Origin of the sequence: Acetobacterium wieringae (assembly GCF_001766835.1) — a bacterium.
GTDB lineage: Bacteria > Bacillota > Clostridia > Eubacteriales > Eubacteriaceae > Acetobacterium > Acetobacterium wieringae.
The window spans coordinates 95,632-117,909 of record NZ_LKEU01000014.1; the positions used below are offsets into that span (position 1 = coordinate 95,632).

Annotated in this window: 19 protein-coding genes; 18 read left to right on the plus strand and 1 reads right to left on the minus strand. The window is 45.0% G+C overall.

All coding sequences use genetic code 11. The annotated features are described in order from the left end of the window. Positions 1-250: 250 nt before the first annotated feature. From ACWI_RS03270 to dxs, 3 genes are all read left to right on the plus strand, one after another. Positions 251-1,681, plus strand: a complete 1,431-nt coding sequence (locus ACWI_RS03270) for an APC family permease (RefSeq protein ID WP_084633463.1) — start codon at positions 251-253, stop codon at positions 1,679-1,681. A gap of 537 nt (positions 1,682-2,218) precedes the next feature. Continuing rightward, on the plus strand, positions 2,219-4,585 hold the full coding sequence (locus tag ACWI_RS03280) for a putative bifunctional diguanylate cyclase/phosphodiesterase (protein WP_423230183.1): 2,367 nt from the start codon (positions 2,219-2,221) through the stop codon (positions 4,583-4,585). A gap of 119 nt (positions 4,586-4,704) precedes the next feature. Next, positions 4,705-6,606, plus strand: coding sequence for a 1-deoxy-D-xylulose-5-phosphate synthase (gene dxs / locus ACWI_RS03285; protein WP_175440887.1), 1,902 nt, complete (start codon positions 4,705-4,707; stop codon positions 6,604-6,606). Positions 6,607-6,679: 73 nt separating this feature from the next. On the opposite strand, the gene ACWI_RS03290 is transcribed toward dxs, so the two are convergent. Beyond that, positions 6,680-7,201 (minus strand): helix-turn-helix domain-containing protein, encoded by a 522-nt coding sequence (locus tag ACWI_RS03290; RefSeq protein ID WP_070370001.1) that lies wholly within the window; start codon positions 7,199-7,201, stop codon positions 6,680-6,682. Between the two features lie 311 nt (positions 7,202-7,512). Between ACWI_RS03290 and modA the strand changes: the two genes are divergently transcribed. The 15 genes from modA (at position 7,513) to ACWI_RS03365 (ending at position 22,157) form a co-directional block, all read left to right on the plus strand. Next, the gene (gene modA / locus ACWI_RS03295) at positions 7,513-8,307 is read left to right on the plus strand and encodes a molybdate ABC transporter substrate-binding protein (RefSeq protein ID WP_070370002.1); all 795 of its coding nucleotides are present in this window, start codon (positions 7,513-7,515) and stop codon (positions 8,305-8,307) included. 93 nt (positions 8,308-8,400) lie between these two features. Continuing rightward, complete coding sequence (gene modB, locus ACWI_RS03300; RefSeq protein WP_070370003.1) at positions 8,401-9,084, plus strand: molybdate ABC transporter permease subunit; 684 nt, start codon at positions 8,401-8,403, stop codon at positions 9,082-9,084. Between the two features lie 3 nt (positions 9,085-9,087). After that, positions 9,088-10,161: a sulfate/molybdate ABC transporter ATP-binding protein gene (locus tag ACWI_RS03305; RefSeq protein WP_070370004.1), complete on the plus strand. Its 1,074-nt coding sequence runs from the start codon at positions 9,088-9,090 to the stop codon at positions 10,159-10,161. A gap of 153 nt (positions 10,162-10,314) precedes the next feature. After that, positions 10,315-11,298 (plus strand): CHAD domain-containing protein, encoded by a 984-nt coding sequence (locus ACWI_RS03310; protein ID WP_070370005.1) that lies wholly within the window; start codon positions 10,315-10,317, stop codon positions 11,296-11,298. 103 nt (positions 11,299-11,401) lie between these two features. Continuing rightward, positions 11,402-12,310, plus strand: a complete 909-nt coding sequence (nadA, locus tag ACWI_RS03315; protein ID WP_070370006.1) for a quinolinate synthase NadA — start codon at positions 11,402-11,404, stop codon at positions 12,308-12,310. A 13-nt stretch (positions 12,311-12,323) separates the two neighbouring features. Then, positions 12,324-13,625, plus strand: coding sequence for an L-aspartate oxidase (locus tag ACWI_RS03320; protein ID WP_070370007.1), 1,302 nt, complete (start codon positions 12,324-12,326; stop codon positions 13,623-13,625). A 1-nt stretch (position 13,626) separates the two neighbouring features. After that, positions 13,627-14,478, plus strand: a complete 852-nt coding sequence (gene nadC / locus ACWI_RS03325; protein ID WP_175440889.1) for a carboxylating nicotinate-nucleotide diphosphorylase — start codon at positions 13,627-13,629, stop codon at positions 14,476-14,478. A 106-nt stretch (positions 14,479-14,584) separates the two neighbouring features. Beyond that, positions 14,585-15,097 carry a transcription repressor NadR gene (locus ACWI_RS03330; protein ID WP_070370009.1) on the plus strand — a complete coding sequence of 171 codons (513 nt, stop codon included), beginning with the start codon at positions 14,585-14,587 and terminating at the stop codon, positions 15,095-15,097. 316 nt (positions 15,098-15,413) lie between these two features. Beyond that, the gene (gene amrS / locus ACWI_RS03335; protein WP_341465145.1) at positions 15,414-16,244 is read left to right on the plus strand and encodes an AmmeMemoRadiSam system radical SAM enzyme; all 831 of its coding nucleotides are present in this window, start codon (positions 15,414-15,416) and stop codon (positions 16,242-16,244) included. Positions 16,245-16,253: 9 nt separating this feature from the next. Then, a complete protein-coding gene (locus ACWI_RS03340) occupies positions 16,254-17,750 on the plus strand; it encodes a metallophosphoesterase (RefSeq protein WP_070370010.1) in 1,497 nt (498 codons plus the stop codon). A 138-nt stretch (positions 17,751-17,888) separates the two neighbouring features. Next, positions 17,889-19,280 (plus strand): sigma-54 interaction domain-containing protein, encoded by a 1,392-nt coding sequence (locus ACWI_RS03345; protein WP_070370011.1) that lies wholly within the window; start codon positions 17,889-17,891, stop codon positions 19,278-19,280. A 137-nt stretch (positions 19,281-19,417) separates the two neighbouring features. After that, a complete protein-coding gene (locus ACWI_RS03350; protein WP_070370012.1) occupies positions 19,418-19,705 on the plus strand; it encodes a thiamine-binding protein in 288 nt (95 codons plus the stop codon). Then, positions 19,680-20,453 carry an ABC transporter permease gene (locus ACWI_RS03355; RefSeq protein ID WP_070370013.1) on the plus strand — a complete coding sequence of 258 codons (774 nt, stop codon included), beginning with the start codon at positions 19,680-19,682 and terminating at the stop codon, positions 20,451-20,453. Before ACWI_RS03350 ends, ACWI_RS03355 begins: the two co-directional genes overlap by 26 nt. Then, positions 20,450-21,424: an ABC transporter substrate-binding protein gene (locus ACWI_RS03360; protein ID WP_070370014.1), complete on the plus strand. Its 975-nt coding sequence runs from the start codon at positions 20,450-20,452 to the stop codon at positions 21,422-21,424. Before ACWI_RS03355 ends, ACWI_RS03360 begins: the two co-directional genes overlap by 4 nt. After that, positions 21,405-22,157, plus strand: coding sequence for an ABC transporter ATP-binding protein (locus ACWI_RS03365; RefSeq protein ID WP_070370015.1), 753 nt, complete (start codon positions 21,405-21,407; stop codon positions 22,155-22,157). Before ACWI_RS03360 ends, ACWI_RS03365 begins: the two co-directional genes overlap by 20 nt. Positions 22,158-22,278: the final 121 nt, after the last annotated feature.

Genomic DNA, 22,278 nt, shown 5'->3' on the forward strand with positions numbered 1-22,278 from the left:
ATCAATTGTTTTGTCTTTTTATTTTCGCAGAAATGAGCTTACTTGTAGGCGTTTTTTTCAGGAAATAATGAAAAATATAACTCGGAATTTTTTGTGTGTTGTGGATTGTATTAGTTGAATAATAATGGGGGCAAAGGTGCTCAGATATCCAAAAGGATGTTTGGGCATCTTTTTATTTTAAAAAACACACCATCGGGACACTTTTTCAATGACGAATAAGGTGTCAAAAAAAATTAAGAAGGAGATTATTATGGAAAATCAGAAAAAATTGGGATTAGGCTCTGCGGTATCAGTCTGTGTTGGTCTGATTGTAGCAACCAGTTGTTTGCTTTTACTTGGTCAGGGAATGGGTTTGGCAGGTTCCGGGTTTATCATCTCGTTAGGAATTGTACTTTTTTTAAATGTGATGCTTTCGCTGACATTTGGTGAGCTTCATGCCATCATGCCAGAGGTGGAAGGGGGTCTTGGACAATATACGCTGGCGGGACTCGGCCCGGTGGCATCCATTATTTCAAACCTTTCCGCCTATGTGATTACCATGATTTTGGCGTCATCGGTGGAAATGGCAATGTGTGGAATGGTAATCAATCAGATTTTCCTACCAATGATTCCAGCCCCGGTCCTCAGCGTGGTGTTATTGGCAATTTTATTTATGGTCAATTATAATGGGGTCGATATTTTTGCCAAGGTTCAAAATGTTGTGGTTGTATTACTGATCGGTTCATTGATTGCCCTGGGGATTATCAGCTTTTTTAATCTGGGAACGGGAACCGTAATTACCGCCGCCCAGCAAACACCAGCGCCGGTAACCGGGATCAGCGGCTATGCATCGCTGGCCGCTTTGGCATTCTGGTTATTCATTGGCATTGAATTTGTTATTCCCATCGCCAAGGATTTAAAGAATCCCAAACGTGATGTAACCCTGTCAATGATTCTTGGTCTATTATTGCTGTTTGGAGTTCAGGCCATGCTTGGGATTGGGATGACCCATTATGTTACCATGGAAGCCCTGGCTAGCTCAGAAATGCCGCATATGTTATTTGCAGAAAATCTACTGGGTCAATTTGGTGTCTACTGGATGGGGATTGTGACCTTGCTGGCTGGAATCAGTACCGCCAATACAGTTCTGGGCAGTGTCAGTAAAATATTATCGGGAATGGCCCAGGATGAGATGATGCCGAAGGTATTTGCCAAAAAGAATAAACATCAAATCCCGGTGGCCGGGCTGGTACTGATTTTTGTCGGTGACCTGGCAATGCTAATTACCGGCTTTACCCAGTCTTCCGGTTTAGCCACAATTTTATTGGCGGCCTCATGTTTCTGGTTGGCATCCTATATTCTGGTCAATATTTCAGTGTTGGTCCTGCGAAGAAAATACCCGGATATGCCTGGCCGTAATAAAAAGCTGACCTTCTTTGGGATTCCCCAGCTGCTATGTATTGTTGGTAACATCTATATGATCTGGCATATTGCCGAAGGTGACACCCGATTGCTGGTCTATAAAATATTCTTCGGTCTGTTTGCAATCCTGATTGCCTACGCAGTGATCTGGGTAAAAGTGATTAAAAAAATCTCACTATTCGAAACGGCCGATGTTCATGAAATGAATTTAAGATGTCAAGCGGTAGGCGATACGGGGGTAAAGAATAAGCCGGTGATCATTGATTCACCAATTGTCTAACGTTAAACCGATTGCGTATCAAAATATTATAAAACAAAACAAACCACCACTGGTCTACTTTGCCCGGTGGTGGTTTGTCTTTGTGTTATAAATTGATTTTAAGTGGATGGGTATTTGATTGCAACACTTCTGCGAGTTTAGTATAATGAATGGCAAAGAAACGATTATCACAAAAATCGAAAGGACAGTCATGATGGATTCCAAGAATAAACGAATAAAACAAATGCTTACGAATTTTCTGATGATCTTTGTGCCGGGACTTCTGATTGTGACCATTTTTGCCGGGATTTTTATCAACATCAATATCGAAAATGGTAAAAATATCATTAAAATCAGACAGTTAAATAACAGCGAAATTGTTGGCGTCAACGTCAATTCAATTTTTGAAGATATCAAGTCAGATGGAAACATTATTTTAAATTCCAGTGAGATCAGAGCTTATGTGGGCAATATGACGGATGCCAATGTTCAGAACGAATTGAAACGGATCTTTTCCAATATGATGACCAACAAAAAATCTATGATTCCATCCGGTTTATCGGTGTCGATGGCTACGAAAAAGTTCGGGTCAATGAGGTCGAAAATGGTACCACAGCAGTGGCAGACAGTGAGCTGGAATATAAGGGCGATCAGACCTATTTTCAGGAAGGGATCAAGCTTAATCCCGGCGAAATTTATATTTCACCGATGGATTTAAGCATGAAAAGTGGCGTTGTTGAAACACCACTTAAGCCACTGATGCGGCTGGTGCGGCTGGTGTTCAACGATAAAAACGAACGTCAGGGAATTCTGGTGTTAAACTATCTGGCTAAGAATATGCTGGATCAGATCGAAAATGATTCCAAAAGCAATATGGACATGAAAATACTGCTGTTAAATAATGAAGGCTACTATCTGCTTAGTGAAAACAGCGACAAGGATTTTTCCTTTATGTATGGTGATCAGCAAGGGATCTCATTCAGCCAGGAAAATCCGGAAATCTGGCAGGCTATCCTAAACAAAGGCAGCGGTTATTATGATGACGGCAGAGACCTGTATTTTTACACTCCGATCTATCCCTTAAAAGGCTATCAAAACCTGCATTGGGTGTTAGTTGGGGCTGCACCCCTGGATGTACTGGGGGTTTTCACCAATGAGGATAACCGAACCATTGTGCTCATTGCCGTTTTGTTGATTCTGGTTTTATGTATTATCAGTGTGATTGTTTCATGGTTGTTGCTGATCAGGAAAGAAGCCAGATCCTGGGAAAAAATAACCGATGGCATTTTTAAAAATGCCAAGGAAGGGATTATGATCATGGATGCCGACATGCAGATTGTTTATGTTAATAAGGCATTTTCGACCATCACTGGCTATTCCGAAGGTGAAGCCTTGGGTAAAAAGCCCATTGATTTAAAAACAGCTAAAAAGCTTCGGGAGATCTACAGCAAAATCTGGGAGACCGTTAATGAAGAAGGAAACTGGCAGGGTGAAATTACCGATCAACGAAAAGACGGCACCACTTATCCCAAATATATTTCGATCTCAAAAATGTTTGATCGAAAAAGCAATACTCTCAGTAATTTTCTGGAAGTTTTTGAAGATTTAACCAGTGTCAGAATTACCGAAGAGGCCATCAATAAAATTAAACATTATGACGAAGCCACCGGGTTACCTACCCAGGTGCTTTTTGAAATGAAAGTCCGGGAATACATCAAGCAGATTGATCGGATGGCTGTCGTGGTGCTTCAGGTTACAAATTTTAATGCGCTGTATGATAATTTGGGAAAAAAATCAGGTGCCATTTTAATCAATGAAGTTTCCCGGCGGATTCAGACTTTTTTGAGCGCTACGGATCTACTGGGAATTCTGCACAAAGACCAGTTTATAATGGCCCGTATCAACAGCAATGATAAGCTGGAAATGGGACATTTAATGAATAAAATGATAACCTATATCAGAGAACCGATCGAAATTGATACCGAGAAGGTTTACTTAAATGTGTCAATTGGAATCGCCGTTTTTCAGGATGACAGCGCTGATCTTGAAAAACTGATTGAATACGCAAATATTGCCAAAAATTATGCGCTACAAACCGGCGATAATACCTATGTTTTCTATGAAAAAGAAATCCGCGAAAACTATCTCAATAATCTGAAACTGGAAACAGAGCTGCGAAGTGCTCTGGAAAACAATGAGCTCAGTTTAAATTATCAACCTCAGGTTCAGGTCGGAAGCAGAGCCATTATTGCCAGTGAAGCATTGCTGCGGTGGCATAACAAAAATCTCGGTCAGGTCAGCCCGGGGGACTTTATACCCGTCGCCGAAAGGACAAATTTAATCATTCCCATCGGAAATTGGGTTTTGGAAGAAGCCATTCGGCAAAACCAAAAATGGCAACAGCTGACCAATGAACCTCTAGGAGTGGCCGTTAACCTGTCTCCAGTCCAATTTAAAAAATCAGATCTGCCTAAAATCATCAAGGAACTGCTGGAAAAATATCAAATGCCCGCAGAATTATTGGAAATTGAGATTACTGAAGGAATTCTGGTAGAAAATATGGTTGGAACCGGCAGCCAATTGGAGCAGATCAAAGCATTGGGGGTCAAGGTTGCCATTGATGACTTTGGCACCGGCTATTCATCGCTGAAATATCTGCAGAATCTGAATTTTGACAAACTGAAAATTGACCGGGAGTTTATTAAAGATTATCCGGAAAATGATAGCGGCAGCATTGCCAAGACAATTCTGAATCTGGCGGCCCAATTGGAACTCCACGTGATTGCCGAGGGCGTTGAAACGCACGAACAGTTTTTGTTTTTAAAAGAAAATAATTGTCATGAAATACAAGGGTATTATTTTTCGAAGCCGCTTTCGGTTAAGGACTTTGAAATCTTGATCAGCGAGCAGAATCAAGTGGATTAAAGAAAAGTATCGCATAATGTGGTATGATTGAAAACGAAGGTGTTGACCTTAAAAAAATGCTTAATTAATGGCAAGTGTTACGATGATTCCTTTTTATAATCGATGAAAGGGAAGAAACGGTGAAAGGATTCAAATTGACTTTATTAGAAAATATTTTGTCTCCCCAGGATTTAATCGGCCTGTCTGATGCCGAGCTTAAAAATCTGGCCGGGGAGTTACGGAATCGAATTTTAGAAACGGTATCAAAAAATGGTGGGCATCTGGCTTCCAATCTGGGTATTGTTGAAACAACATTGGCCATTCATCGGGTTTTCAATAACCCGGAAGATCAAATTGTATTTGATGTCGGGCACCAGTGTTATACCCATAAATTGTTAACCGGTCGACAGCAGGTCTTTAGCAGCTTGCGGCAGTGGAATGGGATTTCCGGTTTTACCAATCGCAAAGAAAGCGATAAAGACGCTTTTGGCGCTGGTCACAGTGGCACCTCGATTTCAGCTGCCCTGGGTCTGGCGATGGCCAATCAGCTGGATGGCAAGGAGAATTATGTCATTGCGGTTGTCGGCGATGGCTCGTTTACCAATGGGATGATATATGAAGCGCTGAATAATTGTAATAAAAAAAATCTGCGACTGATTATAATTCTTAACGACAATGAGATGTCAATTTCAGAAAATGTCGGCGGACTTTCGAATTACTTATCAAAAATTAGAAACAGTCAGAATTATTTCAATTTAAAACACCAGACACAGTCGTTGTTACACAAGATCCCCACCATCGGCGATGGTCTGATTGAAGGCACCCGTAAACTAAAAAAACACATTAAAAAACGGGTGGTTGCCGAGAATTTTTTTGAACATCTGGGCCTGGATTATTTGGGGCCGGTTGATGGTTGTGATCTTAAAAAATTGGAATCGGTACTGAGCGAAGCCAAAAGTAAAACCAACTGCTGTCTGGTTCATGTTCATACCGTCAAGGGAAAGGGCTATGTCCATGCCGAAGAACATCCGGAAATGTATCACTCATCGGGTCCCTTCGACCAGGTTAAGGGGATTGAAAAAAAAGCATCTGAAGATAGTTTTTCGGCTCAGTTTGGAAAAATAATGGTGGCGGCGGCCAACGCGGACGATTCTATTTGTGCGATTACCGCAGCGATGACTGGGGGCACCGGACTGGATCATTTCAGCCTGACCCATCCCCGGCGTTTTTATGATGTCGGGATTGCCGAAGAACACGCCGTCACCTTCGCTGCCGGTCTCTCAGCCAATGGGAAAACGCCAGTATGCGCCATTTATTCAACCTTTGTCCAACGAGTCTATGATCAACTGATTCATGATGCGGCCATTCAGAAGTTGCCGCTGATTATGGCTCTGGATCGGTGTGGACTGGTACCCGGCGATGGCATTACCCATCAGGGAATTTATGATTGTTCTTATCTGTCTACCATCCCGGGAATTGAAATCTACAGTCCGGAGACCTACGATGAAATGAAGCAGAGTTTTGCGACCTGTTTTGAAGCGCCGAAGCTGGCGATCATCCGCTATCCCAAAGGCGCCCAGCAGCAATACGATCGCAGCGGTTTTAATCTTTGCGGCGAGTTTTGTTATCAGGACTTTGATGACACAGGGCGCAACCAGGGAGATCCGGAAATTGTGATGGTCACCTATGGCCGTATCACAAAAAATGTCTATGAAGCAGTCCAATTATTAAAAGCGAACCACCGGATTCGCCTAATCAAGCTGATTCAGGTTTATCCTCTAAATAGCGAAAAAATTCTGTCGCTGATTGGTCAGCCCAGGCTTGTTTATGTTTTGGAAGAGGGCATCCGCAGCGGCGGAATCGGCGAAAAGCTGGCTGCGGCCATCGCCCAGCACGATGGTTGCAAGCCGGATACGATAAGAATCCGAGCCATCGAAGACCCCTTGATGGAACAGGGCGATCTGGCGGCATTAGATGGCTATTGCGGATTTTTACCACCGCAGATCGCTGCTGAAATCGCAGAAATATCGAAGGCAAAATAAAAACGGCGTAAGCCGTTTTTATTTTGCAATGATTTGCTGGGCAGTGCCGGAATTATTATCAGACCAGCATCAACTATTTATAGACAGTAATCGACATCGTTTTAAAAACCGCATAGAGCTCACAGCCCTTGCTGATCTTCATGTTTTCCAGCGATTTTCTGGTAATCAGGGACATGATTGGAATCCCGATGTCTAAAATAACTTTGACGCCATCAGCATTATCAATCAGATCCACCACCTGCCCTTTAAAAATATTTCGGGCGCTGCTGGTAAATGGTTCAAGACTGAGAATGATATCCTCCGGTCGGATTGAAAGCTTAACCGCTCCGGTTAAATCGGTGTGAACATGGATATTGACATCATCAATTTTGACAAATTGATCATCACCTTCCATAAACACCGTGCCCTGATACTGATTGGCGGAACCCTTTGATTTGAGTAAATAATTATCGAACTGGGACTGGGAAATGCGCAGATGCTTGCCCAGGCGATGGGCTTCAAGATCCCCCCGTTTGACCATCTCGTAAACCGTATTCTTGGTAATCTTTAGTTTTTGGCTGATTTCTTCTGGGGTGTATAAAAGTTCGTCATTCACGATGATCGCCTCCTTTTGTTATGTATCGATTGACTAATTGTGAGTTTGGAAAACTTCTGAAAATTTTGAAATTAAGCCAGTCCAGGAAGTAATAAGTTCCTCACAAATCCATGGTTACATCTATTATAACCAATCCTGGGCGAATATTAAAGGATTAAAATGCCCATTTACAGTTAATTAAAGAAAAAACAGGATGTGAATGTACATGAAAAATACAGAATAATCATTTGACTCGGACAATTCTGTTTTGTATAATGGAAAACATCAAAACATAACAAAACATAATGAAAAAAGTGAAAAGGAGAAATGAGATGAAGTTGTTAAAAAGAGGTCTTGTTCTGGTTGTTTTCATGTCTTTGATTTTTGCCCTGGCTGGTTGTCAGCCTGCAGCCAAGGAGGAAAAGAAATCAGAACCGGTAGCACTGACTATTTCTGCGGCGGCCAGCTTAAAGGAGGCCATGACCGAAATTCAGAGTCTGTATTTAGAAGAGTCACCGGAAACCACCTTGACGCTTAATTTTGGTTCGTCGGGATCGCTGGCTCAGCAGATTCAGCAGGGTGCAGAAGTGGATGTCTTTATGTCCGCATCAGCTAAAGATATGACAACATTAAAAGATGCCCAATTGATGAATGACGATACGATCAAGAATCTATTGGGAAATGAAGTTGTTCTGGTCGTGCCAAAAGACTCAACCGCCACCATCACCAGTTTTGATCAATTGGTCGATCCAGCGATTACAAAAATTGGGATCGGTGAACCAAGTAGTGTGCCAGTTGGTCAATATGCAGTTGACGTATTTAATTTTTATAATATAATGGAACAGATTCAGAGTAAAATTATTTATGGGAAGGATGTTAAAGAAGTCCTAACCTGGGTCGAAACAGCAAATGTCGATGCCGGTGTTGTCTATTCAACCGATGCTCGGGCATCAAGTAATGTCAAGATCGCAGCCACTGCTCCGGCTGATTCTCATAAAGCGATTATTTATCCGGCTGGCGTTGTAAAAGCCAGTAAAAATAATGATGCGGCAGTGGCATTTGTAACCTATTTAAGCAGCGATGCAGCAAAAGCAGTATTTGAGAAATACGGTTTTACGATTTTATAAAGAAACTGGTGAGAGCCATCAGTAGTGATCATTTGCCCGCATCATCGCACAGTTTTATGTGGATGCCAGCAAGAAGTAGAGGGAGAAGTTAGAATGGGGTTCGATTTTTCGCCAGCATGGATTTCAATCAAAGTTACCTTGACCGCCACGGCCATTGTCTTTTTTCTGGGGCTGGTGATTGCCTGGCTGATGACCAATTATAATGGTCGCTGGAAGGGCCTGATCGATGGCATTTTAACCCTTCCGTTGGTTTTACCGCCAACTGTCGCCGGGTTTGGGATTTTACTGTTAATTGGCAAGAATGGACCAATTGGCAATTTCTTAGAAATATTTGGAGTCAACATTATTTTTTCCTGGTATGCTGCCGTAATTGCGGCGGTGGTGGTCGCATTTCCATTGATGTATAAAACCACCATGGGTGCCTTTGAACAGATTGATCCCAATATTCTCAGTGCCGCCAGAACCCTGGGCGCCTCAGAAGTCAAGGTATTCTGGCGGGTCGCCGTCCCGGTAGCCCGGCCGGGAATCGCCGCAGCGACCGCCCTGACCTTTGCCCGCTGTCTCGGCGAATTTGGAGCAACCCTGATGGTGGCTGGCAGTATTCCCGGAAAAACGGAAACCATTCCCATTGCCATTTATTTTGCCACCCAAGGTGGCGAGATGCAGGTAGCGTTGATCTGGGTGCTGATTATCTTTGCCATTTCGTTAACGGTGCTGGTGATCAATAATTATTGGGAGAGTCGCAAAAAGAAACAGCAACGGGGCTTTGGAGGTTAATCGATGGCGTTTATGATTGACATAAAAAAGAATTTATACGATTTTCAGCTGGCAGTAAAACTCCAATCGGAGGAAGAGATCATCGGTATTCTAGGTGCCTCCGGGTCTGGCAAAAGCATGCTTTTGCGGTGTATCGCTGGATTGGTGAAACCCGATCAAGGCCAGATTATCATTAATGGAAAAACCTTTTTTGATTCGCAAAAAAAAATCAATTTATCGATGGGAGCAAGAAAGGTGGGGTTTCTCTTTCAGAATTATGCCCTCTTTCCCAACATGACGGTGGTTCAGAATATTGCCTTTGGCTTGGATCATTTGCCGAAAAATGAAAAAAAACGACGTGTCGATGCGTTAATGGAAAAGTATCATTTGGGTGATATTGGTAATCGCTACCCGACTCAAATATCCGGGGGGCAGCAGCAGCGGGTAGCGCTGGCCAGAGCAGTGGCAGTTGAACCGGATATTCTTTTGCTGGATGAACCTTTTTCAGCACTCGATGTCCATCTTAGAAATCACATGATGAAAGAAATGGTCGAATCACTGAAAGAATTTACGGGATTAACCCTGTTTGTCACCCACAACCGCGAGGAAGCCTACCGGCTGGCTGACCATATCGCCATCTTTAATACCGGGAAGCTGGAAGTATTGGGACACAAAGACGTGATTTTCAAGCATCCGGCCTCGTTGGAAACGGCTAAAATTACCGGCTGCAAAAATCTAATCAAGGCCCGCCGCTGCTCTGATTACCTGTTGGATATTCCAAAATGGGGTGTAACGATGCAAACCACCATGAAAATTGCAGCGGAATCCGGCTATATGGGGATTCGGGCCAATCAGGTTAAGTTTGTGAATACATCAGAATATTCCGGGACTAATTGCTTCAAGGTGTATATCGCCGATGAAAGTGATGGCCCATTTCGAACCTCGCTATATCTAAAAATTGGCTCCCCAGCCAAAAGCCTGGATGATTATCATCTTCAGGCGGAGATCAGCAGAGAAGAGCGGGATCGTCTATTTGATCAAGCGCAACCATACGAGATCGAGATCAACCCGGAATCCGTATTTTTTGTAACCGAATAAAACGAGCCGGAGACGGTCTCATTGTCAGAAAAAAAGAAATCAGCTTTTGTTGATTTCTTTTTTGTTTGCAAAAACAAGGGATCAAAGCATTGCTTTAGAAAAACAGTGGGTATATAAGGAATGATAAAGAAGTTTGAAAGGCAGGAAAAGACGATGATGATGGAAAAGCTGTCACGGTTGTTGCATGAAAATCAGGGACGTTATGATAAAGGCTTACGGTTGCCCCAGATACCGCCGATCAAATCAGTATGGGTAGTCGGTCAATCAAGCCCGACTATCAAAGCTAAAAAGAAGCTGGTTCCTGCAGCGGAGCTCATTATGAAAAGTGGATTTAATGAAATCATTAATGCTTATGATTATTTTTTTGAAAATCCCAGTGATCCTGAGGGGGTTCATCAGGTGCGGGTGCGGATTCGCAGGTTTCGGGCTATTCTGGCTTTTTTTGCGCCGCTATTTAAGGCCGAACACTATCAACGGCAACAGGATACGCTCAGACAAATGGCCGGGCAATTCGGTGAAGTAAGACAATTGGATGTGTTGCTGGAAGGGATTGCCGAAATCGAAAAAGAGAGCGTTTTAGAGATCGATTGTTTTGGGGAAATAAAAAGTTTCCTAAAAGAAAAACGGGAAGCGGCCTTCGACCATTTAATGGTGGCACTCAAAACCGATGACTTTGCCCTGGAGTTACTGGACATCTGGATCTGGAAACTCAATGAGCCTTGGGACGAAACGGCGTCGGATTTGCATGGTTCGATCAAAGACTATACAAAAAAGCAGATTGCCAACTGGCACAAAAAAATCAGGCGGAGCATGAAAACGCTGGAGATAGAGGATCAGCAGGCCATTCATCGGGTGCGCATCAAGAGTAAAAAACTCCGCTATGTTATTGAGCAGCTGTCTTCGATTCTTGATCAAAAAAACCGCAAATCGATGAACGCCTTTGAAAAAATGCAGGATGATCTGGGCTACTATCACGATGTCTTTGCCAACCAGCACCTGCTTGAACAACTGGTCGCAGATTGTGATGATTGTCAACTTCATTATCAGGCCGGTATCGTCATCGGTTGGCAGATGATGGCGGGTAACCGCAAGATCAAAAAGTTTAGTGAAAAAGTCGGTACGGTGGTTCAGAAATAAACGTCAATATCTCAAATAAACTTTACAGTCAGCTTGTCAGTTGTAAAGATACGTGCTATACTTTTAATCATGAAAATCCGATTAAAGGTGGAGGCATAAAAAAGTGAAAGAGCGCTTGTTAAAAATAGAAAAACTCAAAAAAGAAAAAGATGCAGTGATCCTGGCCCATTACTATGTTAATGATGAAATTCAGGAAATTGCAGATTATATCGGTGATTCCTATTATCTCAGCAAAATTGCCGTCGAGCTGCCCCAAAAGGTGATTGTCTTCTGCGGGGTAACCTTTATGGGCGAAAGTGCAAAGATTCTAAGCCCCGAAAAAACCGTGATCATGCCGGAAGCCCTTGCGGACTGTCCCATGGCTCACATGGCATCCCTTGAGAAAATTGCCGAGGTTCGGCAAAACTATGAGGATCTGGCAGTGGTCTGCTATATCAATTCAACCGCCGAAATCAAAAAAGCGGTGGATGTCTGTGTGACCTCCTCCAACGCCTTAAAAATTGTCAGAGCCCTGCCCCAGCAGAATATTTATTTTGTGCCGGATCAAAACCTCGGCCAGTACATTGCCAGTCAGGTGCCGGAAAAAAATTTCATCTTCAATGATGGCTATTGTCATGTCCACGACGAAATCATGATCGACGAGGTAGAAGCGGCCAAAGCGGCCCACCCCAATGCCAGGGTGCTGGTGCATCCTGAATGCACGATGACGGTAATCGGTGCTGCCGATTATGTCGGGAGTACTGCCGGAATCATTGACTATGCCACGGCCAGCGATGCCGATGAATTTATTATCGGCACCGAAATCGGTATTTTGCACCAACTCAGAAAAAATAATCCCAACAAAAAATTCTATACCATCAATCAAAATCAGATCTGTCCGAACATGAAAAAGATCACCCTGGCGAAGGTTGCTTATGCACTGGAAAACGGCATCAACCAAATGGAAGTCGATGAGGAGACCCGAAACCGGGCCGTTCTGGCGTTGGAAAAAATGCTGGAACTGGCCAAATAAGGGAGCACCGGCCATGAACGGGAAAACCGATATTATTGTTGTGGGAACTGGTGTATCAGGTTTATTCTACGCCTTGAATATTCCCGGAACTAAAAATGTATTGATGCTCACCAAAGCAGCTGCAGATGAAAGTGATTCGTATCTGGCCCAGGGCGGGATCTGTGTGCTGCGGGATGCCGATGATTACAACAGTTTTTTTGAAGATACCATGAAAGCCGGGCACTACGAAAATGATCCGGCCTCAGTTGATGTGATGATTCGCAATTCCCCGCAAATAATCACCGATCTGATTGCACTGGGGGTCGAGTTTGAAACGAAGGATGGCGAGCTGGTTTATACCAGAGAAGGGGCCCATTCCCAAGCCCGGATTCTTTATCATGAAGATCTGACCGGCGCCGAAATCACCAGTAAATTGCTGGCCCAGGTCAAAAGTCGACCCAACATTACCATCGTCGAAAACATGGCGATGGTGGATCTGATCTGTCAGGATAACCAATGTTCGGGGGTGGTGGCCTGTGATCGGGACGGCAGCATAAAGCTCTACCATTCGGACTACGTGGTGCTGGCTACCGGCGGACTGGGCGGGCTGTTTCACAGCTCCACCAACCTGGCTCACCTCACCGGGGATGCCATTGCTATTGCATTAAAACGTCAGATAACGCTTGAAAATATCAGCTATATTCAAATCCACCCCACTACCCTATATTCCCGGAAACCCGGACGTCGGTTTCTGATTTCTGAATCGGTTCGGGGCGAGGGGGCGGTGCTGTACAATCGCAAAATGCAGCGTTTTGTGGATGAACTACTGCCCCGGGATCTGCTGACCAAGGCGATCCATGAGCAAATGGAACAGGATGAAAGTGATTTTGTCTGGCTGTCGATGCAGGACATGGGCCGGGAGGTCATTACCCATCGCTTCCCCAATATCTTTAAACATTGTCTGGAAGAAGGCTATGATATCACCCGGGAGTGTATTCCGGTTACTCCGGCCCAGCATTATTTTATGGGCGGAATCAAGGTCGACCTCAACAGTCGAACTTCCATGGACCATCTTTATGCCGTCGGTGAAATCAGCTGCAACCGGGTTCACGGCGCCAACCGGCTGGCCAGCAATTCACTGCTGGAAAGCCTGGTCTTTGCCAAACGGGCAGCCCGGGACACCACTGCCAATTATCAGGTCACAAGCGAGGTCAGCCATCCCATTCTTGATCTGACGGAGTATAAAGATTTGGAACAGTTGCGCCTGGCCTATAAAACCATCATTCTGGACGAAATCGAAAGGAGTAAAGTGATTGAACGAATTGATAAAGCTTAATATGGATCCACACCTTTTACAGGCCTTGCAGGAGGACATCCCCTGTGAGGACATTACCACGAATGCGGTCATTGCCGCCGGGATCAAGGCCCAGGTTGAACTGGTTGCCAAAGAGACCGGGATCATTGCCGGTTTGGACGTTTATCGGCGGGTATTTGAACTGCTGGAACCCAGCGCCAGAGTAGAAACCTTTGTCAGTGATGGGGATACCGTCACCCCTGGTGAGCTACTGGCGATTGTTTTTGCTGATGCCCGAACCCTCCTCTCCGGTGAGCGGACAGCGCTTAATTATCTGCAGCGGATGAGTGGTATCGCCACGCACACCCGAAAACTGGTGAGTTATTTGGCTGGCACCAAAACCAGACTGCTGGACACCCGTAAAACGACCCCCACTATGCGGATTTTTGAAAAATATGCCGTAACCGTTGGCGGCGGATCCAACCACCGCACCAATCTGTCCGATGGGATACTGCTTAAAGACAATCACATCAATGCAGCCGGTGGCGTCAAAGAAGCCGTTGCGGCGGCCAGGACAGCTGCTTCCTTTGTGCGAAAGATCGAGGTCGAAGTTGAAAATCTGGAAATGCTTCGTGAAGCGCTGGAGGCCGGTGCCGACATTATCATGCTCGACAATATGGATGCGGACACTATGAAAGCCGCCATTAAAATTATCGATGGTCGGGCTATCAGCGAATGCTCCGGCAATGTGACGGAAGATCGGTTAAAAGAGCTTGGGCAAATTGGAGTGGACTTTATTTCCTGCGGTGCCCTGACCCATTCTTCGCCAATTCTTGATTTATCGATGAAAAATCTGAAAATCTTATCGGATTCGTTGATGAAAAATAGAAATTGACGGCGCCATCATTGTTCACTATAATTATTGAGACACCCCCGACGCACTTATAAATGCCAGTTTAACAAAAATCTGATTTGAATCATAAATACCAGGAGTGTAAACCATGAAAAAACAACAGCGACAGGCAGACATTGTCAAGACCCTCCGGTCATCCCGGGAACCGGTTTCAGGAACCGCCCTGTCAGAAATTTTTCAGGTCAGTCGGCAAAGCATCGTTCAGGATATTGCGCTCCTGAAAGCGGCCCATTTCAATATCATTTCCACCAACAAAGGCTATATAATCGTTGATCCACCGCCCCGGGAAAAGATCTTCAAGGTGTCCCACAACCATGAAGAAATCGGCGATGAGCTTTATACCATTGTTGACGCCGGTGGCTTTGTCAGAGACGTCTATGTTCTGCACGACATTTATGGAAAAATCCAGGTTGATTTGTTTCTGGCCACCCGGGCCGATGTGGATTCCTTTGTTGCCGGACTTAAAGAAAAAAAAACCAGCCCCCTGATGAAGCTTACCGACACGGTCCATTATCATACCGTGGAGGCGGTATCTGACAGCATTCTTTCGGCGGTTGAAAAAAGTTTAACGGAAAAAGGCTATTTAATCAGCGTCGGGTGATTTTAAAAATAAATATTGGGGTATGAACTATATAGCATACAAAAGAAGGAAGACATCAGGAGGTTTTCCTTTTTTATTTGCACCGGAAAGTTCAGTTCACAAAAATGAAGCAGACTGTCAAAGAAGATAACCCAGTACCGACAATTGTTACATCATGTTGTCTGCATCAAGGCGGACATGGCGAACGCCTGTCCAAGCTTGCGGCAGACAACAGATTAACAATTGGTCGGTACGGTAGTTATTTGAGAACCTCATTCATTTCACAAAAATGAATTGGGATTATTTTAACTAGATATCAACGAAGGGTGGAAAAACAGTGAGTAAAATAGCGTGTCAGCTCTGTCCACATCATTGCAGATTGGATGAGGCAGAGATTGGATTTTGTCGGGCTCGGGTTAACCGGTCGGATGTGATAAGCGACTTGAATTATGGGGTAGTTACTGCCATCGCATTGGATCCCATCGAAAAGAAACCGTTGCGCCATTTTTTTCCCGGCTCCCGAATTTTGTCGGTCGGAAGTTTTGGCTGTAATTTAAGATGTCCATTTTGTCAAAACTACGAAATTTCCATGGCTGGCAGTGAAGAAGCCCATGGTCGGCGGATGACGCCTGAGGATCTGGTCGGCAATGCCCGAAGACTGGTAGGCGAGGGGAATATCGGCCTGGCCTATACCTATAACGAACCGCTGGTGGGGTATGAATTTGTCAGAGATTGTGCCAAGCTGATAAAAAAGAATGGCTTAAAAAATGTGCTGGTCACCAATGGCTGTTTTTGTGAAGCACCAGTCCGGGAAATTCTGCCTGATATTGATGCAATGAACATTGATCTGAAAGCATTTAACCCAAAGTTCTATCAAAAAATCAGTGGTGATCTGGAAACCGTCAAACAGACCATTCGGATTGCCAGTGAGGCCTGTCATGTGGAAGTTACGACCCTGATTGTCCCGGGGGAAAACGACAGTGAGGAAGAAATTAGGGCTTTATCCAAGTGGCTGGCGTCAGTGGGAAAATCAATCCCCCTTCATCTGTCCCGCTTTTTTCCCAGACATGAAATGACCGATCGGAATGCCACCAACGTGGCCCAGATTTATCGACTGGCTGACATCGCCAGAGAGTCCCTGGAAAATGTTTATGCAGGGAATTGTTGAGGCACACCAATGGGACATAAACGTTCAAAAAATCTAAACAGTCGCCTGGCAAAACAATTAAAAGATATCGAACAGCAGATTATACCGGTCACCGTACCGGTCACTGAAACCGAAACGGAGATTCATTCGGAAAAAGCAGTGTATACGTTTTATCTTGATCCGGTTGTTGCCACGGCCCCGCAGGTCGAGGCGGGTGAGATCCACCGATTGGCCCGGGAAGGCTATGGGGGATGGATTGCCGAGGATCCGAAGGAGCCAGAAAGACGGGATGATCTGATGCCGGAGGGCTATTTGCTGCCTGCCGGTAATGAACCGGAACAGCTGTTGCATTTTTTTGCCATCACGGATATTCATATCACTGACGGGGAATTTCCGGCCCACGGAATCTATTCAAAATTTGGTGGTGGCATTGTCTCAGTGTATTCTGAGATGATGCATTATACCACCCATATTTTAGATGGCGCCATTCATTCCATCAACGCCATTCATCATCAAAACCCTCTGGATTTTGGTCTATCCATGGGCGACAACACCAACAACGCCATGTACAATGAGCTGCGCTGGTCGATTGACATTTTTGATGGCAAAGAAATAAATTTGGATTTTGGGGTCAGTCCCAATCCCCGGGTTGGCCCCCGGAAGCCTTTTTATGACGAATTTGCGGCTGTGGGGCTGAATCCGCAGATTCCCTGGTATCAGGTTATTGGCAATCATGATCACAGCTGGCCGGATAAGCCGCTTTTGCCGGTATCGGATGATCCCGCCCGGCGGTTTCTGAGTCGGGCAGAATGGATGAAGGAATTTTTTATAACAGAAACGAAGCCCAGCGGACACGGTTTTAGTCTGGAAAACAGCCAGAGTGGTTTTGCCTGCTATAGCTTTGAACCCCGGGAGACAAAACAAATCAAGGTGATTGTGCTCGATAACACCCAAAGGGATGATGATCAAAACGTTAAGGGATATGCTCATGGTTCCCTGGATCGGGAGCGATTTGACTGGTTGGGGCAAGAGCTGGAAGCCGGACAACAAGCCGGTCAGCTGATGATCATTGCCGCCCATATTCCCATTGGCGTGGAATATCAGGAGCCACTGACCAGGCCGTTTATGTCATGGAGTACCCTTTCACCAGTTTCGGAACAGGAGCTGCTAAAAAAACTCCAGTCTTATCCCAATCTGATTTTGTGGGTGGCCGGACATCGGCATCGCAATACCGTAACCCCGATAAAGTCTCCGGATCCGGCCCAGCCGGAATACGGCTTCTGGGTGGTTGAAACAGCATCCCTCCGGGATTTTCCGCAAAACTTTCGAACCTTTGAAATTCTCAAAAACAGCGATGGCACCCTATCGATTGTTAGCAGAAATATAAACCCGACCATCAGAGAAGGTTCCTTTGCCAGTATCGCCCGGTCTTATGCGGTGGCGGCCCAGCAGCTTTTTAACGGCCGGACGGAACTGCTCCCATCCGGCTCTTATAATGGTGAGTTGCTGGTTAAGACAAAAGCATAACCAACGATCAGCAAAAGCAATGAGCGACAGTAAAAAAAGCGCAGCAGGAAAGGTTTGATACATTGATCAGCCGGTTTGATTACGGACAGACACGGGATTTTGAGAGGCGAACTGACAATTCTTGTGGAGGTAAAAGAGATGGAAGTAATGACGCTGATGGAGAAATTAAAAAACGGCGATGTCATGACTCAAGACATGCGCAGTGAGATTGTCGATTCATATAAACTGATGGATGTGGCTTTGGACTCCATTCTCAACGGACTGATGATCATTGATACCGAACTGCGGATAAAGAAATTTAATCATAAAATTTGTGAGCTGTTTCAAATGGATGAAGCCGCTATTTTAAAGCTGGACATGAATGTGGTGTTAAAAGAGATTGATGTCGTTGGCAATATCCTGATTAATAAACGAAAATTTTCGTATTCGGATATCACCCTCACAATCGGGTCAAAACAAATTGACTGTTTTTTGGATATTACCCCAGTGGTTTTTAATGAGAAGGTCATGGGCGCAGTGCTGGTGATTCGGGAAGCCAAACAGGTGCGCAAAGAAATCAATAAACTGGCAGGTTTTCGGGCCAACTATACCTTTGATAAGATCATTACGAAGAATAAAACGATGCTGGAGCTGATTAATACCGCCCGGCGAATTGCCAAAACAAATTGTTCGGTGCTGATTGAAGGTGAAAGCGGTACCGGGAAGGAGCTGTTTGCCCAGTCCATTCATAACGACAGCCAGCGCCGTAACGGCCCCTTTATTGCCATCAACTGCGCCGCCATTCCCAAAGAGTTGGTGGAGAGTGAATTTTTTGGTTACGAAACTGGCTCGTTTACCGGAGCCATCAAAGGTGGCATGCCGGGAAAATTTGAGTTGGCCAATGGCGGCACCCTGTTTCTTGATGAAATAGGCGAAATTCCCCTGGAAATGCAACCCAAGCTGCTGCGGGTGTTGGATGAAAACAAGGTAATGCGGATTGGCGGCAGTTTTGCCAGGGACTTGGATGTCCGGATTATTGCAGCCACCAATCGCAATCTGCTCAATGAGATGTCAAAATCGGCTTTTCGTCAGGATCTCTACTTTCGGCTCAATGTCATCAATTTACGGCTGTTGCCGCTTAAAAGGCGGCCAGAAGATATACTGGTTCTGGGCCGATATTTTCTGGAGCAGCTCAATTTCGAAAACAGTGACGTCAAAAAATTCTTCAGCAAGGCATTCGAAGAAAAATTGCTGGCCAATGAATGGAAGGGCAATGTCAGAGAACTCAAAAATATGGTGGAGCGTGGCTACTATTTGTCAGCCGGTGTTTTTATTGATTGCATTGAGGCACCGACAAAAGAGCAGAATGTCATTTTACCAGTCCGTGACAGTGATGGTGAAACTTTGAGAGATTTGGAAAAAAACAGCATCGAACAGGCTCTTTTTCTCAATAAGGGCAATGCGGTAAAGGCCGCAGAAGATCTTTGCATCAGTCGGGCGACCATCTATCGGAAAATAAAAGCCTATGATATTCACGTGACCAGTTTATAAATGAAGCGAAACGTAAAAAGCAGCCCTTTGAAGAAAATTTTAAAAATTTTTTCGAAGGGTCTTTTTTTGGCATGAAACATGCTACAATTAGTTTTGGAAAGAATAGGAAAAATGAAAAGAATAGGGAGGTGAGCGTTTTGGCAAAAGTAAATCTAAGCTTGCAGGTTTTACCGGTAGTACCGGACAGAGAAATATACTATGTAGTCGATCAGGTTATTGAGATGATCCATCAGACGGGCCTCAAATATGTGGTGGGTCCTTTTGAAACATCCATCGAAGGCGAACTGGATGAACTGCTGGACATTGTTAAACGGGCCCAATCCATCTGCACAGAGCATGGAGCCGAGCGGGTGGTTTCAATCGTAAAAATTGATTACAAGGAAGAAGGCGTCACAATTGATGAGAAAGTATCAAAATACCAGTGACAAGCTGATTCCGATCGTATTTCTGCTGACCATTCTGATTCTCTGGGAGGCCGCTGTTAACCTGGGGGTTGTGGAGCGATACGTTTTGCCATCGCCCACTGACATCATCGCGGCGCTGATTGCCAATGGTTCGGATTTGATGATGCACGCCGGAACAACTTTTTTTGAAGGAATGACAGGACTGCTGGTAGCCGTATGTTTATCACTGATTATGGCAATTGTGATGGATTTGTTTCCAGTGGTGAAAAAAGCCATTTACCCGGTACTGGTGATGTCGCAAACCGTGCCGATTATTGTTATCGCACCCCTGCTGGCGATGTGGTTTGGTTTTGGGATTGCCCCCAAAATTTTTGTGGTGGTGCTGGTTTGTTTTTTTCCCATCACGGTCAGTCTGATTGAAGGGCTTCAGAGTGTTGATGGGGAACTGATTAATCTGGTGCGATCGATGGGGGCAAAGAAGCGTCAGATCTTTACAAAAATCAAGTTTCCCAGTGCCCTGCCCTATTTTTTTTCGGGCCTTAAAATTGCGGCTACCTATAGTATTATGGGGGCAGTTATCGGGGAATGGCTGGGTGGAAAGGCCGGACTGGGCGTTTACATGTTAAGAGCCCGCCATGCCTTTGCGTTGGATCTGGTTTTTGCCTCGATTCTGGTGATTGTGGTTTTATCAATTGGACTTTTTTACGGCATTGCCGGGATTCAGAGGGTCATGATGCCCTGGGAAAAATTAAAGGAGGAAGAGGAATGAAAAAGAAAATCATCTTATTAACACTGGGAATTCTACTGATTGCATTAACCGGGTGTACAACAAAAGAAAGCGAGAAAATAACGGTGGTTCTGGATTGGGTTCCCAATACCAATCACACCGGTCTTTATGCGGCGAAGGAGCTTGGCTATTTTGAGGCCGAAGGGCTTCAGGTGGAGATTATTCAACCCAGCGAAGGCGGCTCAGCGGATCTGATTGCGGCCGGTCAGGGAGAGTTCGGAGTCAGCTATCAGGAACAGGTGACCTACGCCAGAACCGCTGCAAATCCCCTGCCAATTAAGGCCATTGCTGCGATTATCCAGCATAACACATCGGGCTTTGCTTCGCCGGTGGATCGCAACATTGTCAGTCCCAAAGATTTTGAAGGGAAAAAATACGGCGGCTGGGGTTCGCCTATGGAAGTTGCCACCTTAAAAGCCCTGATGGAAGGGGCAAAGGCTGATTTTAGCAAGCTGGAAATCGTCGATGTGGGAGCGATGGATTATTTTACCGCTGTTAAAGATCATGTCGATTTCACCTGGATCTTTTATGGCTGGGATGGAGTTGCCGCCGAGCTTAAAAACGAACCGCTGAATTTTATTAAACTTCAGGATGTCGATAAGAACCTGGATTACTATACCCCAGTCATTATTGCCAACGAAGACTATCTGGCCAAGCATCCGGAAACGGCTAAAAAATTTCTGCGGGCTGTCACCAAAGGCTATCAGTACGCCATTGAAAACCCGGAAGCCGCTGCGGATCTGTTACTGGTTGACAACCCCGAAATTGATCGCGACCTGGCGGTGGCCTCGCAAAAATATCTGGCCGCTGAATATCAGAGCGATGCCGAAAAATGGGGTTTGATGCGTTTAGATATCTGGGAAAACTATGGCAACTGGATGTATAACCAGGGCTTGCTGGAGAACCAGCTAAATGCCGACGGGGCCTTTACCAATGAATACCTGCCAGAATAAATGTGTACTCAAGGTTTTGGGGGTTACCAAAGAGTATAATCATAAAAATATTATACAGAACATTAATATTCATCTGAATCAGGGTGAGTTTGTCTCGATTCTGGGCCCCAGTGGCTGCGGTAAAAGCACGCTCTTTAATGTGATTGCCGGACTGTTGCCCCCGGAAGATGGCCAGGTTTTTGTAAATGAGAAGGAGGTAACTGGGGAAACCGGAAAGGTCAGCTATATGTATCAGAAGGATCTGCTGCTGCCCTGGCGCAACGTCATTGACAATGCCATTTTACCACTTGAAATTCGGGGCATTCCGAAAAAGGAAGCCCGGGAGACGGTCAAAGCGATGTTGTCGATTTTTCAACTGGCAGACGATGGGAAAAAATATCCCATCCAATTGTCCGGTGGGATGAAACAGCGGGTGTCACTGTTGCGAACCACCATGTTTTCACAGGAGATCATGCTGCTGGACGAACCCTTTGGCGGACTGGATGCCATTACCCGGATGAAGATGCAGGCGTATCTGCTTGAGATACTCAATAAAATTAAAGGGTCGGTCTTGTTTATTACCCACGATATTGATGAGGCCATTTTCTTATCAGACCGGATCTACATCATTAACGGATCACCGGCCCAGATCGTTAGCGAAATGGTGGTGCCGATTAAACACGCCAGTCCCGAGGAAATGATGACCGCAGAAGCATTGCGTCAGCTGCGTAGTGACATTCTAAAATGTCTGTAAATCTCCAGGCGAGCAATGCTCGCCCTGAAAACCGGATAATTATTGTGAATAGAAGCACATCAACTTGTTAATAAACTACCGTAGCAGTCTCATTTTTGAGACTGCTTTTCTCATTTTGAGA